This window comes from Flammeovirgaceae bacterium (assembly GCA_015180985.1).
Classification (GTDB): Bacteria; Bacteroidota; Bacteroidia; order Cytophagales; family Cyclobacteriaceae; genus UBA2336.
The window spans coordinates 947,720-961,961 of sequence record CP054185.1 but is presented as its reverse complement, the minus strand read 5'-3'; the positions used below and the strand labels follow the sequence as shown (position 1 = coordinate 961,961).

The window sequence follows — 14,242 nt, the reverse complement described above, 5'->3', positions numbered from 1 at the left end:
GTTCTCACCGTCAAGTCTGTACAACGCCTGCTTGCCTTCTGGTAAAACCTAATACGGAAATAGGCATAGTATAGTTCGCAAAAAATACCTTTGTTTCCTTGATTATGCAATCCATGATGATAAGCGGCAAGTTGCGCCTGAAGCCCGGTAAAGAACAATCCCTCAAGCGATTTCATCCGTGGGTATTTTCGGGGGCCATCCACTCTACCGAAGGTAATCCGGCAGATGGCGAATGGGTGGAGGTAGCTGACGCCAGGAATAAAACCATTGGATTTGGTCATTATCAAAAAGGCAGCATTACGGTCAGGATGCTGAGCTTTAATTCAACTTTACCCGCTGAAAACTTTTGGACAACCAAGATTGAGACTGCGGTTGCTTTACGATTGGCTGCCGGGTTACCGATTGAGTTAACCAATGCTTTCCGTTTAATCCATGCCGAAGGTGACGGTTTGCCGGGATTGATTATTGATTACTATAATGGAGTGGCCGTTATGCAGGCCCACTCAGCAGGAATGCATATTGATAGAAAAGCAATTGCTGATGCATTGCAGAGCGTGCTACAAGAAAAACTAAAGGCAGTGTATTATAAAAGCAGGTCAACCCTGCCTGCACGGTTTCGTACTACCGCGGAAGACGAATACATACATGGCATGGGGGCAGTACCCCACCTCATCAGCGAAAACGGAAATCGTTTTTATGTGGATTGGGAAGGTGGACAAAAAACCGGGTTCTTTCTGGACCAGCGCGATAACCGCAGCCTTCTTGGCAGTTACGCTAAAAACAAAACCGTACTGAATACCTTTTGCTACACCGGAGGCTTTTCGGTGTATGCGCTAACAGGCGGAGCAAAACTTGTTCATTCGGTTGATGTGTCAGAGAAAGCCATTGAAGCCACCCGCCAGAATATTGAACTGAATGGGTTTAGTTCAACTGAACATGCCTGCTTTACAGCCGATTCATTTGAGTACATGGAACGGTGCACCGAAGCCTATGACCTTATTATTCTTGATCCTCCGGCTTTTGCCAAACACCGCGATGCACGCCACCAGGCCATGAAGGGGTATCAGCGATTAAACACAATTGCAATGAAAAAAATTAATCCCGGTGGCATAATTTTTACCTTTTCCTGTTCACAGGTTGTAGACAGGCAGTTGTTTTATGATACCGTAGTATCAGCCGCGCTGAATGCCGGCAGGGAAATAAACGTGCTGCACCGCTTGGGCCAACCTGCCGATCACCCGGTGTCCATCTACCATCCCGAAGGTGAATATTTGAAAGGACTGGTGTTGTACGTTCATTGACCTGACGAGGACTGAACAGCTATTGGTGGCTCCGGATGACGCGCATACCTTTCGAAAAATTCAATCACGCGCAGCAAATGATCCATCATCCTTCCCGGATTGCCGCTGCGGGTAAGTTCGTGCCCTTCTTTCGGGTAGCGGATATATTCAACGGGTTTGTTCAGTATCTTCAAACTCTTGTACAACATTTCCGATTGCGACACCCCGGTGCGTAAATCCTGATCACCATGGATGATCAATAAGGGTGTATTTATCTTATCAACATAACTCATGGGTGAGTTTGCATCCAGAATTTCCTTTACACCATTCTCCCACGGGTATCCGAATGCTGTTGGAATGAGCCGCCAGGCGTTGCCCTCGCCCATAAAGGTGGTAAGTTCGTAAACGCCACGCTGGGCATTGGCTGCTTTAAACCGGTTATCATGCCCGATTATCCAGGCCACCATGTAGCCGGCATAACTTCCGCCTTCCACAAACAGATTATCCTTATCAATCCATGCGTGGCTTTTCATGGCTTCTTCCAGCGATGCAAGAATATCGCCAGCGGGGCCGGTTCCCCAATCCCGGTAGTTTGCTTTTTTAAATTTATCGCCATACCCACCGCTGCCTCTAGGATTACAATACACTACACCATAACCCCAGCTATTTTCCAATTGGTATTCATGCCACATCGAAAAAATACCAGGGCCCCACATGGCGGCAGGTCCTCCGTGGATATTAAGTATAGTGGGATATTTTAATCCTTCTTTTCTCCCGGCAGGCTCCATTACCCAATACTGAATTTTGGTTCCGTCAGGTCGGGTAAACCAGTACTCCTTCGGATAAACAATATGTTTGTCTCTCAGCCACTCTTCGTTTAACCGGGTAAGTTGTTTGTTGCTTTTGTCTTTGAGGTTGTACAGGTAAACCTCCCACGGATTTTTTGTTTCGGTTAATGCGTACACAAGTTTATCACCAACTATGTCATAATCATTTACACCGCTGTCGTTGCCGATTATTTTGGTTGCCGGGCCTCCTTTGGCAGGAACAGAATACAGTACAATATCGCCTTCGGTTTGTGCCGTGAAGTAAATTGTTTTACTGTCGAATGACCAGCGAGCTGAACCGGCATCGCGATCCAATGTTGCCGTTAATAATGTGGGTTTGCCACCGGCAGCAGGCACCACTGCCAGTTGCGATTGCATGGCATGGCGGTTTTGCGTATTGGATGCGTTAAAAACTACCTGTGTTCCGTCAGGGGAAAACTCAGGATTATTGAGCGAATAGTTCTCCCATCGTAAAAATTCGGCTGCCTTTTTAGCTTCAACGTCTATCACCCACAAATCGCCATCTGGTTCGCGATCCGGATCAACAGTAAAGATCCTCGAACGACAGATGATGGTCTTCCCATCGGGCGACCACGCTGGCGATTGAAAATTCTGATAGCCGGTTGTTAGTTGGTTCGCTTTGGCATCGGCCGTTGCTTCTTGTATAAACAGGTGTGTGAAATTCCGCAGTGGTTGAAGGGTTAATTCGCCCAGAAAGTCCTGTCGGGTAATTACTTTTGGGTTGCTCTCGCTGGCATTTTTGGCAAGCCAGGCCCGCACTTCTTCCAGGGTTCCGTCCGGACTGTTTTTGATCTTCTTGCGCTCTTCAGGCTTCAGGTTTTTCAAATTTGGCTCATCGCCTGGTGTACGGCCTGGTCGCTCATCCTTCCAGGTAACGGTACCATCTATGGCATAAGCCGGGATGGACGAAGTGAACATGATTTTTTTTCCGTCAGGCGACCACATGGGACTGGATGCACCATGTTCAGCTTTGGTTATTGCGTAAGCCTCTCCCCCGGTTAGCGGCAATATCCACACCTGCGATTTTTCGCCATCAGTGCGTACAAAAGCAATCTGCTTACCATCGGGCGAAAACACCGGCTGGCTGTCGCTCTTATCGCCAAATGTCAACTGCCTCACCTCCTGCTTGCCGGTAAGATCGGCAAGGTATAAATGGCGGGTGTAGTAATAATCGTTATCGTTCTTTACGGCTTTGCGTGTAACCACCATAATCGCTTTGCTGCCATCGGGCGAAATGTCAATCTGGTTGGCCGTGGCTATCTTCATCAAATCAGAAGCAACAACGGGCTTTTTGGTCTGCCCGAAGAGCAGAAACGGAAACAGGAGAATGATTAATGAGAGTCTTTTCATGGCGACAGGTTTTCGGATTGCAAGGATGCAAAAATAGAGGAGGTATTGCTACGGCAATCTAACCATTGGTGAATTCCAACGTTGAGCGGTATGTGTAACGAAACGATGCTATTGAAGCTTACTTCATAAACATATAATCCAGTGTTACCTGCAGCATGGCCTTCAGGCCGGTTAGCAGGCCGCGTTCATCAATCATAAAATCGGGTGTATGGTGTGCGGGCACGGTAGCCGGATCCTGATCGGGCGGCATGCCTCCTACAAAAAAGAAAAAGCCGGGTATCCTTTTCTGATAAAAAGCAAAGTCCTCGGCCCCTGTTATGGCTTTTATTTCAAAAGTTTTTTCAACACCGGCTGCCTTCTGTAAACTGGGCCCTATTTTGCGGGTAAGTTCCGGATCATTAAAAGTTACCGGTGTGCCACGCTGAATTTTAACTTCGGCAGTTGCGCCTCCGCTTTCGGCAATCGCGGTTGCTGTATGAATAATTTTCTTGTGGATCAGGTTCTGCATGGCTGTATCAAGCGTGCGGATGGTACCGGCAAGAAATGCTTCTTCGGGGATGATGTTCTCACGAATGCCCGAATGAAAACGGCCAACCGTTATGACGGCAGCCTCCTGCGTTAGTTCTGTTTGTCGGCTGATAATGGTTTGCAGCCCCAGCACAATCTGCGATGAAATGACTATCGGGTCCACGCCCATCCAGGGGGTTGAGCCATGCGATTGCCTGCCTTTCACCCGAATTGAAAAATTATCGGCAGCGGCCAGTAATCCACCGGGCCGGTAGGTAAGCTCGCCTATTGGCGTTCCGGAACTGATGTGCAATCCGAAAATGACGTCAGCTTTCGGATTATCCAGAACACCCTGCTTTACCATCAGGTCAGCACCGCCTTCTTCACCGGCAGGGGCCCCTTCTTCAGCAGGTTGAAAAATAAAAACAACAGTACCTTTCAACTCATTTTTGTGTTGGGCCAGCACTTCAGCCGTGGCCATCAGAATAGCCACGTGCGTATCATGCCCGCAGGCATGCATCACGCCTGTTTCCTGGCCGTTAAATACAACACGCTCGCGTGAAGCAAATGGCAACCTGTTGCGCTCTGTTACGGGCAACGCATCCATATCAGCCCGCAAGGCAATTACCGGGCCGGGCTTTGCTCCTTTAAGTATGCCGACAACACCGGTATGGGCAATACCTGTTCGCACTTCAAGCCCCAACCGATTTAAGTGTTCAGCAACCTTTTGTGCAGTTTTAAATTCACGATTTGAAAGTTCCGGGTATTGATGAATATTCCTGCGCCAGTCAATCATCCTGGGTTCAATGTTCAAAGCTGCTTTGGTAATGCTGGCCTGAAGTTTCGGGTTAACCTGTGCTGCTGCAACCAGGTTGGCAAACACGAGTATAAGTGCGATAATATTCTTCATCGGATTTTTGATTTGAAACAAGATAGAAAAAACCTGATCTTCGGCCAACGGGTATTATGGAATGGGTAAAACTATTTGCTGATGAAACGGAAGCATGCAACCGGTTAATGCCCGACAAGCCGCAGTTAGCGATTATTCATGGTAAGCGTATCTGTCTTGTTCAGCACAACAAGCGGTTTTTTGCGGTACAGGACAGGTGTACCCATAACGGTGAATCGCTCAGCAAAGGTATGGTTAACCACCTGGGCGAAATTATTTGCCCGTGGCACAATTACTGTTTTGATTTGCAAACCGGCCGTGAACTTGCAGCACGTTCGGCCGATTTAATCACCTATCCGATTAAAGCAGATGCAACCGGATTTTATGTGGGCATTTATTAAAAAATTAAAAATATCCAGAAGGTTTTTCCGTTCAGCTCATATGAACCTGTTCGCCTGCTTTCTGATATTGATTCCATCCTTTGTTTTCGGACAACGTATTGCCGATTTGCAACGGGCAGGTAACGGGCCCATACCTGAAACTATTCTGAGCACACGGGTTTTTGTTTTCACCGATTACACATTTACCGAAAAAGAAATTAACACCATTCATGCCGGTTTGGTAAAAACCGGTGTTGATGCCGTTGGTTACACCCAGGTTGACAAACTCTTTGCGGGGGCTGATATAACCCAGGCATTTATAAAATACCTGCAAAATCGCGAAGTGGGAAACCTGGTTTTTGCTTTTAAAAACAACCCGGGTTATGAACTGATGATTGTCCCGCTGGTTGTTGCCGAGAACAACACGCTTACCATTCCCGCTTCTGTATGGAAAACACAGGACCGCACGCTGGACGAAGCACTCATGACTTTATACCGCACTGCACTGGCCGGCAAGCGAAAACAAAACCTGCTTATTAACGAAGTTCCCGAAATTGACTTGACAATTCCGTTGTTCACAGGCAACCGCAACGAACTTTTTGCGTACGATTTAAAAGTAGATAACCTCGCGGTACAAAAATTCGGAGATGAAAAAATAGACAGCGAGTTGGAAGAAATCATGAAAAACTATCCGTTTAAATATAAACTGGTGGAGGCTAACGTGCCCGAGGCTGAACTTCGCAAACAAGGATCCTTATATCTGCTCAGGCACATCCACACGCGGGGTCCTGCCGCCAAACAATTACTTGGTTATGACATGAGCAAAGGCGAAAGCGCTTTGGTTTCGGTTACCTATCCGAACGGCCAGGAACAAATAAAAACCATTGCTGCCGATGTGGAGGTGCACAAATTTTATGTGCGGCATATTGAATTTGGCCATGTTTTTCTTGGTCCCAAATGGGATGCCGATACCACCTGGCAGCAGGCTCTGCAAAATTTTATTAAAGGATTGCGAAACGAAATGAAAATAAATTAAAGGTTGCTGCAGTTGGCATGATGGTTGTACTTTTCAATCAAAGTTGATTTTATGAAGCGGTTGATAACAGTTGGTGTTTTTGTGTTTGGCAGTATTGCCTGTTCAGCCTACGTATCGGCCATTGCCATTCAGGCCGAAAAATTTTCTTCCATTCAGGTGTTCGTTAACGGTAAGTTGTACAACAAAGACCCGGAAAATTTTGTGCGCATTCGCAGCACACCCGGTTTATACACCCTCCAGGTAAAAGTACTTAACCCCCATAACAAGGAATGGTACATGCTTAAGCGGCAAATTCGGGTTGAAAAAGGATTTGAGTTTTACTACCGTGTTGTATTCTCGGATAACAACAAACCAAACCTGATTGCCGTAAAGCGGTATCCGGTGTACAGCAAATATTTTTTAAATCCGGCACTTTATAATAAACATCCGATTACTTAACCGTTTTATTGCCAGAACGTATCAGCAGGATGATAACAAGGATTATCATCACCACCGCAAGTGGGCTCAGGCTGATGGGGTAAAATGCACCGCTGAAAGCCAGGCCAAAAATTTTACCGATAATACCGATGATGGCGGTAAAAATGCCGGCTACCAAACCCACAACAGCGCCTAAAATACCTCCGAAAACACCCAGCAGAACTCCGCCAACGCCAATCCACACGGGCAGCGTGATGATTAACAAGAAGATCAGAAAAACTGAAGCACAGCCTTTTGCCATGAAAATGGTTTTCTGAGCTGAACTTCAAAAATCCGACCAACCAACCAAATGCTTAATTTTGATTCATAAATGAACGATGGCGTAATCAGGTAGCTGTTTATTTGTACGCTTTCGAACATATCATCTGTACATAAATCAACACCACTTTGCACATTGCCCGCTTACTTCAATGGCTAAAATGGCTGGCCATTCTTGGTCTTGTGGTTACGATTATTTCGGTTATACTTATTTTCTTTTTTCAGGATGCGTTGATTTTCCAGGCCGAAAAGCTAAACCCGGATTTTGCTTATTCATTTCAGACTCCGTTCGAAGAAATTTCCATCAGCACACACGATGGTGAAGTTCTTAATGCACTGCTGTTCTCTCCACCCGATTCTTCAAAAGGATTAATCATATATTTTCACGGAAACTCCGGAAGCCTGAAGCGGTGGGGTGCTATTGCATCGGAACTTACCCGGTATAATTACACTGTATTGGCATTTGATTACCGCGGCTACGGCAAGAGTACCGGTAAACCCAACGAGCACGGATTGTATGCCGATGCGGATGCGATCTGGCAATGGGCACATGAAAATCTGAAGCCGGCAAAACTAATTCTTTTCGGCCGTTCGCTTGGTTCGGCAGTAGCTTCTTACCTGGCTGCAAAAACCAATCCGGATCTGCTTGTTCTGGAAACTCCCTTTGATAACCTGCAGGGCGCGGTGAACCCTGTATTCAGGCCATTGGTTCGGATTTTCCCGCTTCGATATACCTTCCCCACCATCGACAGGCTTGCGCAAGTTCCGTGCAAAAAGTTGATTTTTCATGGAACAGCAGATCGCATCGTTTCGATTCACTCGGCCCTGAAGCTAAAAAGCGTGTTGAGTCCACATGATGAGTTTATAATTATTGAGGGTGGCACCCATGATAACCTGAGCGGGTTTCAACTTTACCAGGCCAAACTTGTTGAGGCTTTGCAGTAGTGCTTGCGCCAACTGCATGGCCCGCGTAACTTGTAGCAATGTGGGTTACATTGCTTGGCGGTATTGCCATTATTTATGTGGGATTATGCCTGCTGTTATATTTTTTACAACACCTGTTTTTTTTCAGGCCTGAGATACTCGCATCGCATTTTAAGTTTCAATACGCTTTTCCATTTGAAGAATATACATTCGAAATGGAAGATGGCGGCCGCATCAATGCCGTTCATTTTACCGTACCAAATTCACGGGGGGTTATCTACTATTTAAAAGGTAATTCGCGCAGCATTAAAGGCTGGGGAAAATTCGCTAAAGACTTTGTAAGCAACGGCTATGATTTTTTTATGATGGATTACCGGGGGTTTGGTAAGAGCCGTGGCAAACGCACCCAAACCAAACTTTTAGACGATGCACAATTTCTGTACCGGTGGCTTACCAGGCACTATCCAGAAGATCGCATTGTGGTTTTTGGCCGCTCGTTCGGTACCGGCATTGCAGCACGCATTGCTTCATGGAATAAACCGCGTATGCTGGTGCTTGACTCCCCCTATTTCAGCTTTCTGTATAACGCCAACCGGTATGGGTTTCTATTTCCGATGAAGTGGATCTTGCGTTACGACCTGCGCACCGATCTATACCTGAAAAATATACTATGCCCGGTTCATATCATCCACGGCACACACGACAGGCTCATTTCCTTTAAGCAAAGCACCATGCTTAAAAACCTGTACCCCGATAAAATTACATTGCATGCCATCGAGGGTGCCCGGCACAACAATCTTCCGGACTTTAAGGAATTTTATGAGGTGCTTTACGATATTCTGTATGTGGCCCCCGTTTCAGTCAAATCCTGATGAATCCCGCATCGACCATAGATTTTACCCGTGTGTTTGATTTGGTTGCTTACCAGCAGAAAAAGTTTCCACAGCAGGAAAGCCTCCATTCATTTACCAACGGCAAATGGGTAGCCTGGTCAACGGCTGAAATTCAAAAACGTATTGATGAAACATCATGCTGGCTGCTGGAACAGGGCTATGTGCCCGGTGACGTTGTTGCCATTGTACCGCTTATGGGTAGTCCGGAATGGATGATTATTGATTTTGCCTGTCAGCAAATCGGGATGATCGTGGTTCCCATTCATCCCACTACCTCACCGGAAGAAATGCTGTTTATCCTTAACGAAACGCAGGCCAAACTTTGCATCACGGCAACAGCAGGACTTTATTTTAAAGCACAACTTGTTGGTGCAAAAGCCAAAAGTATAAACCAATGTTTTCACCTCGAAAAAACTGAGAAAGGTTATTTTTCTGCTTTGGGCAGCAAGGCAGCAACCGCCACAAGGCAGCGCCTGGAGTCGGTTAAAAGCAATGTTCGCGAAAACGATACACTGGTTATACTCTATACCTCGGGTACTTCCGGTGTTTCAAAGGGCGTTGTGTTATCGCATAAAAACGTGGTGAGCAACATTAAATCCATTCTTCCGGTATTGCCGGCTAATCCCGGTGAACGGGCCTTAAGTTTCCTCCCCTTCAGTCATATTTTTGAACGAACAACTTGCTACGCCTACATGGCCTTTGGGGTGAACATTTATTTTAGTTCTTCCAAAGAAAGCATCAATGCTGATTTTAAATCAGTTAAACCTGCTTTTTGCACCAGCGTTCCGAAAACGCTGGAAAAAATGTACGACTACCTGCTTGAACAGCGGGCATCCAAAAACATAGTTAAGCGAAAGCTCATCACTTGGGCCATGAACGTTGGGCTGCATTACAAAGATGAATTGCGAAGGGGGCTCCTGTTCCGTTTAAAACTTTTCACTGCTAAAGTGCTGGTGCTTAATCACTGGCGCAATTTTTTAGGCGGAAAGGCACGGTTTGTTATTGTAGGCGCTGCAGCGCTGCGGCCCGACATTGCCCAGTTGTTTTCGGCTACCGGTGTAATGGTCCTTTCCGGCTACGGCATGACGGAGGCCTCGCCCTTTATTTCGGTTAACCGCCCGCAGCCCGGTATGAATCGGTTTGGAACCGTGGGGCTGTCCGTGCCGGGAGTTGAAGTACTCATTGATCAACCCAACGAAGACGGTGAGGGCGAAATTCTGGTGCGGGGCCCAAATATCATGCAAGGGTACTATAAAAGGCCTGACCTAACAGCCGAGGTACTGATTAACGGTTGGTTGCGGACAGGCGATGTGGGGAAATTTGTTGACCGGAAATTCCTGATGATCACCGGGCGAAAAAAGGACATCTTTAAAACCACGGCCGGTATTTACATATCGCCACAACAACTGGAAGATCATTTCACATCCTCACCGTTCATTTCACAATGCATGGTTGTCGGGTTTAACAAGCCGTTTGTCAGTGCGGTGTTGGTACCCAACTTTGTATTATTGAAACGCTGGTGTGAAGAAACCGGTGTACACTGGACCGGCCCGCCTTTTATGATTCACAACATAAAGGTGCAGCAAAAGATGCAGGAGGAAATTGACCGGTTAAATACCGACCTTGAAAATTATAAGCGGATAAAAAAATTTATACTGAGTGATGCCGAATGGACGGTTGACTCGGGCGAACTGACTACTTCTTTTAAAATGATCCGCAGCAACCTGTTACTTAAACACAAAGCGGCCATCGAAAAACTTTATGAGTAACCGTATGCCAGTGACCGTATTTGGCTAAGAACTTCGGGCTTATAAACAAATTCTTTGATAACTTGTAGATAAGTCTATTTTTCGGTTGTAAAATCATGTTGTTGTAATAATGTATCGCGGGTTAAGCATCGGGTTGGTACTTTTTCTGTTGGTTCAATCACCTGGCTATAGTCAGCAAAAAGTTGAAGGCAAGATTATTGACCGCGAAACGGGCAATCCTATTCCCTTTGCCTCGATTGGCGTACTGGGTACAGCCATGGGCACCAGCTCAAACCTGGATGGTGAGTTTACTTTGCTGATACCGGAGGGGGCGTCTATAAAAGTCTCATGCGTGGGATATGTTTCATTGATGGTCAGTTCACCAGAAGATATGAAGCTCATCCGCCTGACTCCGTTCACCATTGAACTTAGCGAAATTGTTGTTACCCACCGGCCCATTAATGCCCGCAGGGTTGTACAGCGGGCATTTGCCAATACCAACCGTAATTACGAAAACCAGTCGTTTCTGCAACAATTTTTCTACAGGCACTATTGTAAAGATGACTCTGTTTACGGGCGCCTGATTGAGGCGTTTGTTGATGTTTGGAAACACCAGGGCTACAAGCCTTTTCGAAAACAGGCGGGCGAGAAGGAGGAAATGCGTGTAACTCAACTGCGCAGAAGCCTCGACAACACCGTAACTGCACAGGGGCATACCCCCATTTCACTGCGCAGCATTCTGCAGGCCGATCTGGTGGGCTACCAACTGCTTGAAAAAAGTAATTACCTGAAAATGTACGAGGAGGTGAGCAACCTGAAAACGGACTTTGAAAACTACACGTTTAAATTTGAGGGCATCACTGCGTTTGACGGACGCGATGTCTATAAAATAAGCTTCTCATACAAGCAAGACTCTATCTTAACCACAACCGGGTACGTGCCTGCGCCTCATGCCAAAGGTATGCTGTACATTACAACCGACACGTATGCTTTTGTAAAAGTGGAGGAGTTGAAGTACGATGCCGGTGTAACTGTTAAAACCTCGGCTTTTTACCGGAAATACAACGACAAGTATTACCCGTATCATTTCATACGGGAAGGCGAAACCCATTTTTCTGACAGCGGCCGCCATTTCTTTCACATTGAACTGATGTCAGGCGGAATCAACCGCGATCCGAAACTCAGATTTGAGGGCAAGGAGCCGGGCAAAGCCGAACTGCTTACCATTCCTTATGATTCGGGTTTCTGGAGTAACCACAATATGCTGAAAACAACGCCCCTGGAAGATCGAATCATCTACGATTTGGGCAAAGGTATTCCACTGAGCCGGCAGTTTGATTTGTATAAGAAGTATGAGTGGAGTACATCACAGGGCGGTGAGCAGGCTGATGAGAAGTTTAACTGGCTTGCAGATTTCAGCAAGAACAGAAAAATGCTTTACCTGGTTTTTTGGGATAATACCTGCGACCGCAGTTGTGTACAGCAACTGGAGGAAGTTAAGCGCCTGCATAAAGTTTACCGGAACCACCTGATGGTTATTTTTCTTTCGAAAGAGAACGATACCAAACTTTGGGAAGAGCGGGTCGTGCGCTATAACCTGTTTGCTGATGGCATCGTGAATTACCGCATCGGAGGAAATTCTGACCTATCCCGGACGTACAAAATCAAAAACACTCCGGGTTTTGTGGTAATCCGTAAAGATGGTACAACATACCTGGCCGATGGCGGGCCGGCCACCTTTATTGAAGAGGCCGACCTAAAAAAACTACTTATTGAAGGCAACTGACCAACAGCGTTCGTTCTAAGAACTACCAACTTACCGTGCTGAAGCTGGTTGGCTACGTAGTCTTTATGCCAAAAAAAGGGTTAAGCCACCGGATTCTGCGTATGGCTTCATAGGCGACCAAACAACACCCAACCGTAAAAATAAGTACGGTTGTAAATTTCACAGGCACCGGCCAAGTCGTTTGAAAAATCAAAAGGGAGCCGAGGTATAAAAAAACCATGTGCAGAATATATACCGGATAAGCCGCCTTGCTCAGGTAGCCAAGGAGGCGACCGGGACGGTTTAAGTATTTGCTGCCAAACGCCAAAACAGCCAGTATCCAGGCTTGCGATTCAACTGCAAACAGGTATAGGGGGGTAGTCATTCCAAAATAAAAGTGTCTGAAGGCAAAACATGTAAAGGCTGCGGTCACAAACAACCAGCGCCAGGTCTGAATCATCTGCCAGAAGGCCTCTCCGGTAAGCACAAAACAAAATCCAAAGAAAAAAGCGAGCAGTCCAAGAATAAACCCGTGGGGTGTCATTGCATATAACTCATAGGGCACCGGCTGCATAAGTATTGCCTCGGCAATAAAAATTGCACCAACAAGCAGCAACCCTAACGGATTCCCTAATACGCTCTTAATAAAATACTGTGCCTTTAAATTACGGTTGAAGTAATAAAACAAAGGGGTAAGCAAAATCATGTACAGCATGATATTCCCTAAAAACCATAGATGGCCCGGGTTTACCAGATAGCTTGGTTCCATCTGATAATAGTATTGCCACACCAGCAAGTGCAGTGGTACGATTACAATCATGCCAAACACAAAAGGAATTCCGATGCGCAGCATACGCTCTTTAAAAAGCGCTATCCAACATCTTTGTTGCATGGCAAAATACACGCCCATGCCCGACACCACAAACAACAGCGGTATGCGCCATATGTTTAGCGCAGACATCGGTAGCCACAGCGCTGGCCATGAATCCTTATTTGTGATAAATCCTATCATCATTCCCCACGGCTGAAATCCGATGGCAACATGATAAACCAACAGCAGCGCGATGGCTATTACACGAAGCCAATCCATATCGTGTCGTCTCATTGTGTTGTGGATAGTTTTAAGTTGTGCAGAAAGGTTGAGCAGCGCTAGGATAGGCATTGAGCCAGGTAAAATGCCTGTGCTCAATGCTCTCACTAAGTATAGTTACTTCAGCATGGCTGCGATTTCGGGCCTCACTTTCTTAATATACGCGTAGTCTAATTTCAAGCCCATGGGGCCAAGTGCTTTCTCCATCATTTCGTAAATGCTTACCACCTGGTCAAACGGGCCAGCCACATTATCATACGGAGTGGCTCCGAATTTATTCCTGAGGGTCTTGTCTGCTTTCATTTCCAACAGCAGCTTAACAATCTCGGGCCGACAGAAAAAAGCAGCTGTGTGCAGGGCGGTTGAGCCATCGTTGTTTTGGAAGTTAATGTCCGCGCCTGCCTTCAACAGTAAGCGGGCCGCTTCTGTCTTGCCGAACAGAGCCGCGCTGATAAGCGGACTTGAGCCACCAAACGGGTCTTTGATGTTTAGGTCACTGCCGGCAGCAATATGTAGTTTAATTGCATCCAGGTTATCCTGCAGGATAGCCGTATGCAAGTCAACATCAGGCGGTTTAACAGTTGACGTGCTGCGGGTTTGAGCTCCGCTTTCTTTACCCTGGCAGGCTGCCAGTAATAGTAGCAGAATAAAATGACCGGCATTTTTAATCAGGTTTACTTTTGTTTTCATGTGGTGTACAATGGTTTTGTTTTATGCTGCAAATAAACCGGGCAGGCCGGGGCAGGTTAAACAACCATGAACACAAAACCATGAACTTTGCGGAAACCCATGTAAAT

Annotated in this window: 13 protein-coding genes; 8 read left to right on the top strand and 5 right to left on the bottom strand. The window is 46.4% G+C overall.

Features of this window, described 5'->3' with window-relative positions; all coding sequences use genetic code 11:
• Positions 1-116 precede the first annotated feature (116 nt).
• Positions 117-1,301, top strand: a complete 1,185-nt coding sequence (locus tag HRU69_04555; GenBank protein ID QOI98820.1) for a class I SAM-dependent rRNA methyltransferase — start codon at positions 117-119, stop codon at positions 1,299-1,301.
• On the opposite strand, the gene HRU69_04550 is transcribed toward HRU69_04555, so the two are convergent.
• Both HRU69_04550 and HRU69_04545 read right to left on the bottom strand, forming a co-directional pair.
• Complete coding sequence (locus tag HRU69_04550; protein QOI96808.1) at positions 1,295-3,478, bottom strand: prolyl oligopeptidase family serine peptidase; 2,184 nt, start codon at positions 3,476-3,478, stop codon at positions 1,295-1,297. The genes HRU69_04555 and HRU69_04550 overlap by 7 nt on opposite strands.
• 118 nt (positions 3,479-3,596) lie before the next feature.
• Positions 3,597-4,895, bottom strand: a complete 1,299-nt coding sequence (locus HRU69_04545) for an amidohydrolase (GenBank protein ID QOI96807.1) — start codon at positions 4,893-4,895, stop codon at positions 3,597-3,599.
• Between the two features lie 56 nt (positions 4,896-4,951).
• Between HRU69_04545 and HRU69_04540 the strand changes: the two genes are divergently transcribed.
• From HRU69_04540 to HRU69_04530, 3 genes are read left to right on the top strand one after another with little or no spacing between them, the layout of a single operon-like run.
• A complete protein-coding gene (locus HRU69_04540) occupies positions 4,952-5,275 on the top strand; it encodes a Rieske 2Fe-2S domain-containing protein (protein ID QOI96806.1) in 324 nt (107 codons plus the stop codon).
• A 40-nt stretch (positions 5,276-5,315) separates the two neighbouring features.
• Positions 5,316-6,290 carry a hypothetical protein gene (locus HRU69_04535; protein ID QOI96805.1) on the top strand — a complete coding sequence of 325 codons (975 nt, stop codon included), beginning with the start codon at positions 5,316-5,318 and terminating at the stop codon, positions 6,288-6,290.
• A 51-nt stretch (positions 6,291-6,341) separates the two neighbouring features.
• Positions 6,342-6,728, top strand: coding sequence for a hypothetical protein (locus HRU69_04530; protein ID QOI96804.1), 387 nt, complete (start codon positions 6,342-6,344; stop codon positions 6,726-6,728).
• On the opposite strand, the gene HRU69_04525 is transcribed toward HRU69_04530, so the two are convergent.
• The gene (locus tag HRU69_04525; GenBank protein QOI96803.1) at positions 6,721-7,008 is read right to left on the bottom strand and encodes a hypothetical protein; all 288 of its coding nucleotides are present in this window, start codon (positions 7,006-7,008) and stop codon (positions 6,721-6,723) included. The genes HRU69_04530 and HRU69_04525 overlap by 8 nt on opposite strands.
• A 146-nt stretch (positions 7,009-7,154) precedes the next feature.
• Here HRU69_04525 and HRU69_04520 point away from each other — a divergent pair, with 146 nt between their 5' ends.
• From HRU69_04520 to HRU69_04505, 4 genes are all read left to right on the top strand, one after another.
• Positions 7,155-7,970, top strand: a complete 816-nt coding sequence (locus tag HRU69_04520; GenBank protein QOI96802.1) for an alpha/beta hydrolase — start codon at positions 7,155-7,157, stop codon at positions 7,968-7,970.
• Between the two features lie 38 nt (positions 7,971-8,008).
• The gene (locus tag HRU69_04515; GenBank protein ID QOI96801.1) at positions 8,009-8,821 is read left to right on the top strand and encodes an alpha/beta fold hydrolase; all 813 of its coding nucleotides are present in this window, start codon (positions 8,009-8,011) and stop codon (positions 8,819-8,821) included.
• A complete protein-coding gene (locus tag HRU69_04510) occupies positions 8,821-10,611 on the top strand; it encodes a long-chain fatty acid--CoA ligase (protein QOI96800.1) in 1,791 nt (596 codons plus the stop codon). Before HRU69_04515 ends, HRU69_04510 begins: the two co-directional genes overlap by 1 nt.
• Before the next feature lie 109 nt (positions 10,612-10,720).
• Positions 10,721-12,376: a carboxypeptidase-like regulatory domain-containing protein gene (locus HRU69_04505; GenBank protein ID QOI96799.1), complete on the top strand. Its 1,656-nt coding sequence runs from the start codon at positions 10,721-10,723 to the stop codon at positions 12,374-12,376.
• A gap of 52 nt (positions 12,377-12,428) precedes the next feature.
• Here HRU69_04505 and HRU69_04500 read toward each other — a convergent pair whose 3' ends face one another.
• Positions 12,429-13,517, bottom strand: coding sequence for an acyltransferase family protein (locus tag HRU69_04500; GenBank protein QOI96798.1), 1,089 nt, complete (start codon positions 13,515-13,517; stop codon positions 12,429-12,431).
• Between the two features lie 45 nt (positions 13,518-13,562).
• Positions 13,563-14,135: an ankyrin repeat domain-containing protein gene (locus HRU69_04495; GenBank protein ID QOI96797.1), complete on the bottom strand. Its 573-nt coding sequence runs from the start codon at positions 14,133-14,135 to the stop codon at positions 13,563-13,565.
• Between the last annotated feature and the right edge of the window lie 107 nt (positions 14,136-14,242).

Coding starts and splice junctions, on each gene's coding strand:
- HRU69_04500 (QOI96798.1), bottom strand. CDS start 13,517: ATGCCTATCCTAGCGCTGCTCAACCTTTCTGCACAACTTAAAACTATC.
- HRU69_04525 (QOI96803.1), bottom strand. CDS start 7,008: ATGGCAAAAGGCTGTGCTTCAGTTTTTCTGATCTTCTTGTTAATCATC.
- HRU69_04495 (QOI96797.1), bottom strand. CDS start 14,135: ATGAAAACAAAAGTAAACCTGATTAAAAATGCCGGTCATTTTATTCTG.
- HRU69_04550 (QOI96808.1), bottom strand. CDS start 3,478: ATGAAAAGACTCTCATTAATCATTCTCCTGTTTCCGTTTCTGCTCTTC.
- HRU69_04510 (QOI96800.1), top strand. CDS start 8,821: ATGAATCCCGCATCGACCATAGATTTTACCCGTGTGTTTGATTTGGTT.
- HRU69_04505 (QOI96799.1), top strand. CDS start 10,721: ATGTATCGCGGGTTAAGCATCGGGTTGGTACTTTTTCTGTTGGTTCAA.
- HRU69_04545 (QOI96807.1), bottom strand. CDS start 4,895: ATGAAGAATATTATCGCACTTATACTCGTGTTTGCCAACCTGGTTGCA.
- HRU69_04555 (QOI98820.1), top strand. CDS start 117: ATGATAAGCGGCAAGTTGCGCCTGAAGCCCGGTAAAGAACAATCCCTC.
- HRU69_04530 (QOI96804.1), top strand. CDS start 6,342: ATGAAGCGGTTGATAACAGTTGGTGTTTTTGTGTTTGGCAGTATTGCC.
- HRU69_04540 (QOI96806.1), top strand. CDS start 4,952: ATGGAATGGGTAAAACTATTTGCTGATGAAACGGAAGCATGCAACCGG.
- HRU69_04535 (QOI96805.1), top strand. CDS start 5,316: ATGAACCTGTTCGCCTGCTTTCTGATATTGATTCCATCCTTTGTTTTC.
- HRU69_04515 (QOI96801.1), top strand. CDS start 8,009: ATGTGGGTTACATTGCTTGGCGGTATTGCCATTATTTATGTGGGATTA.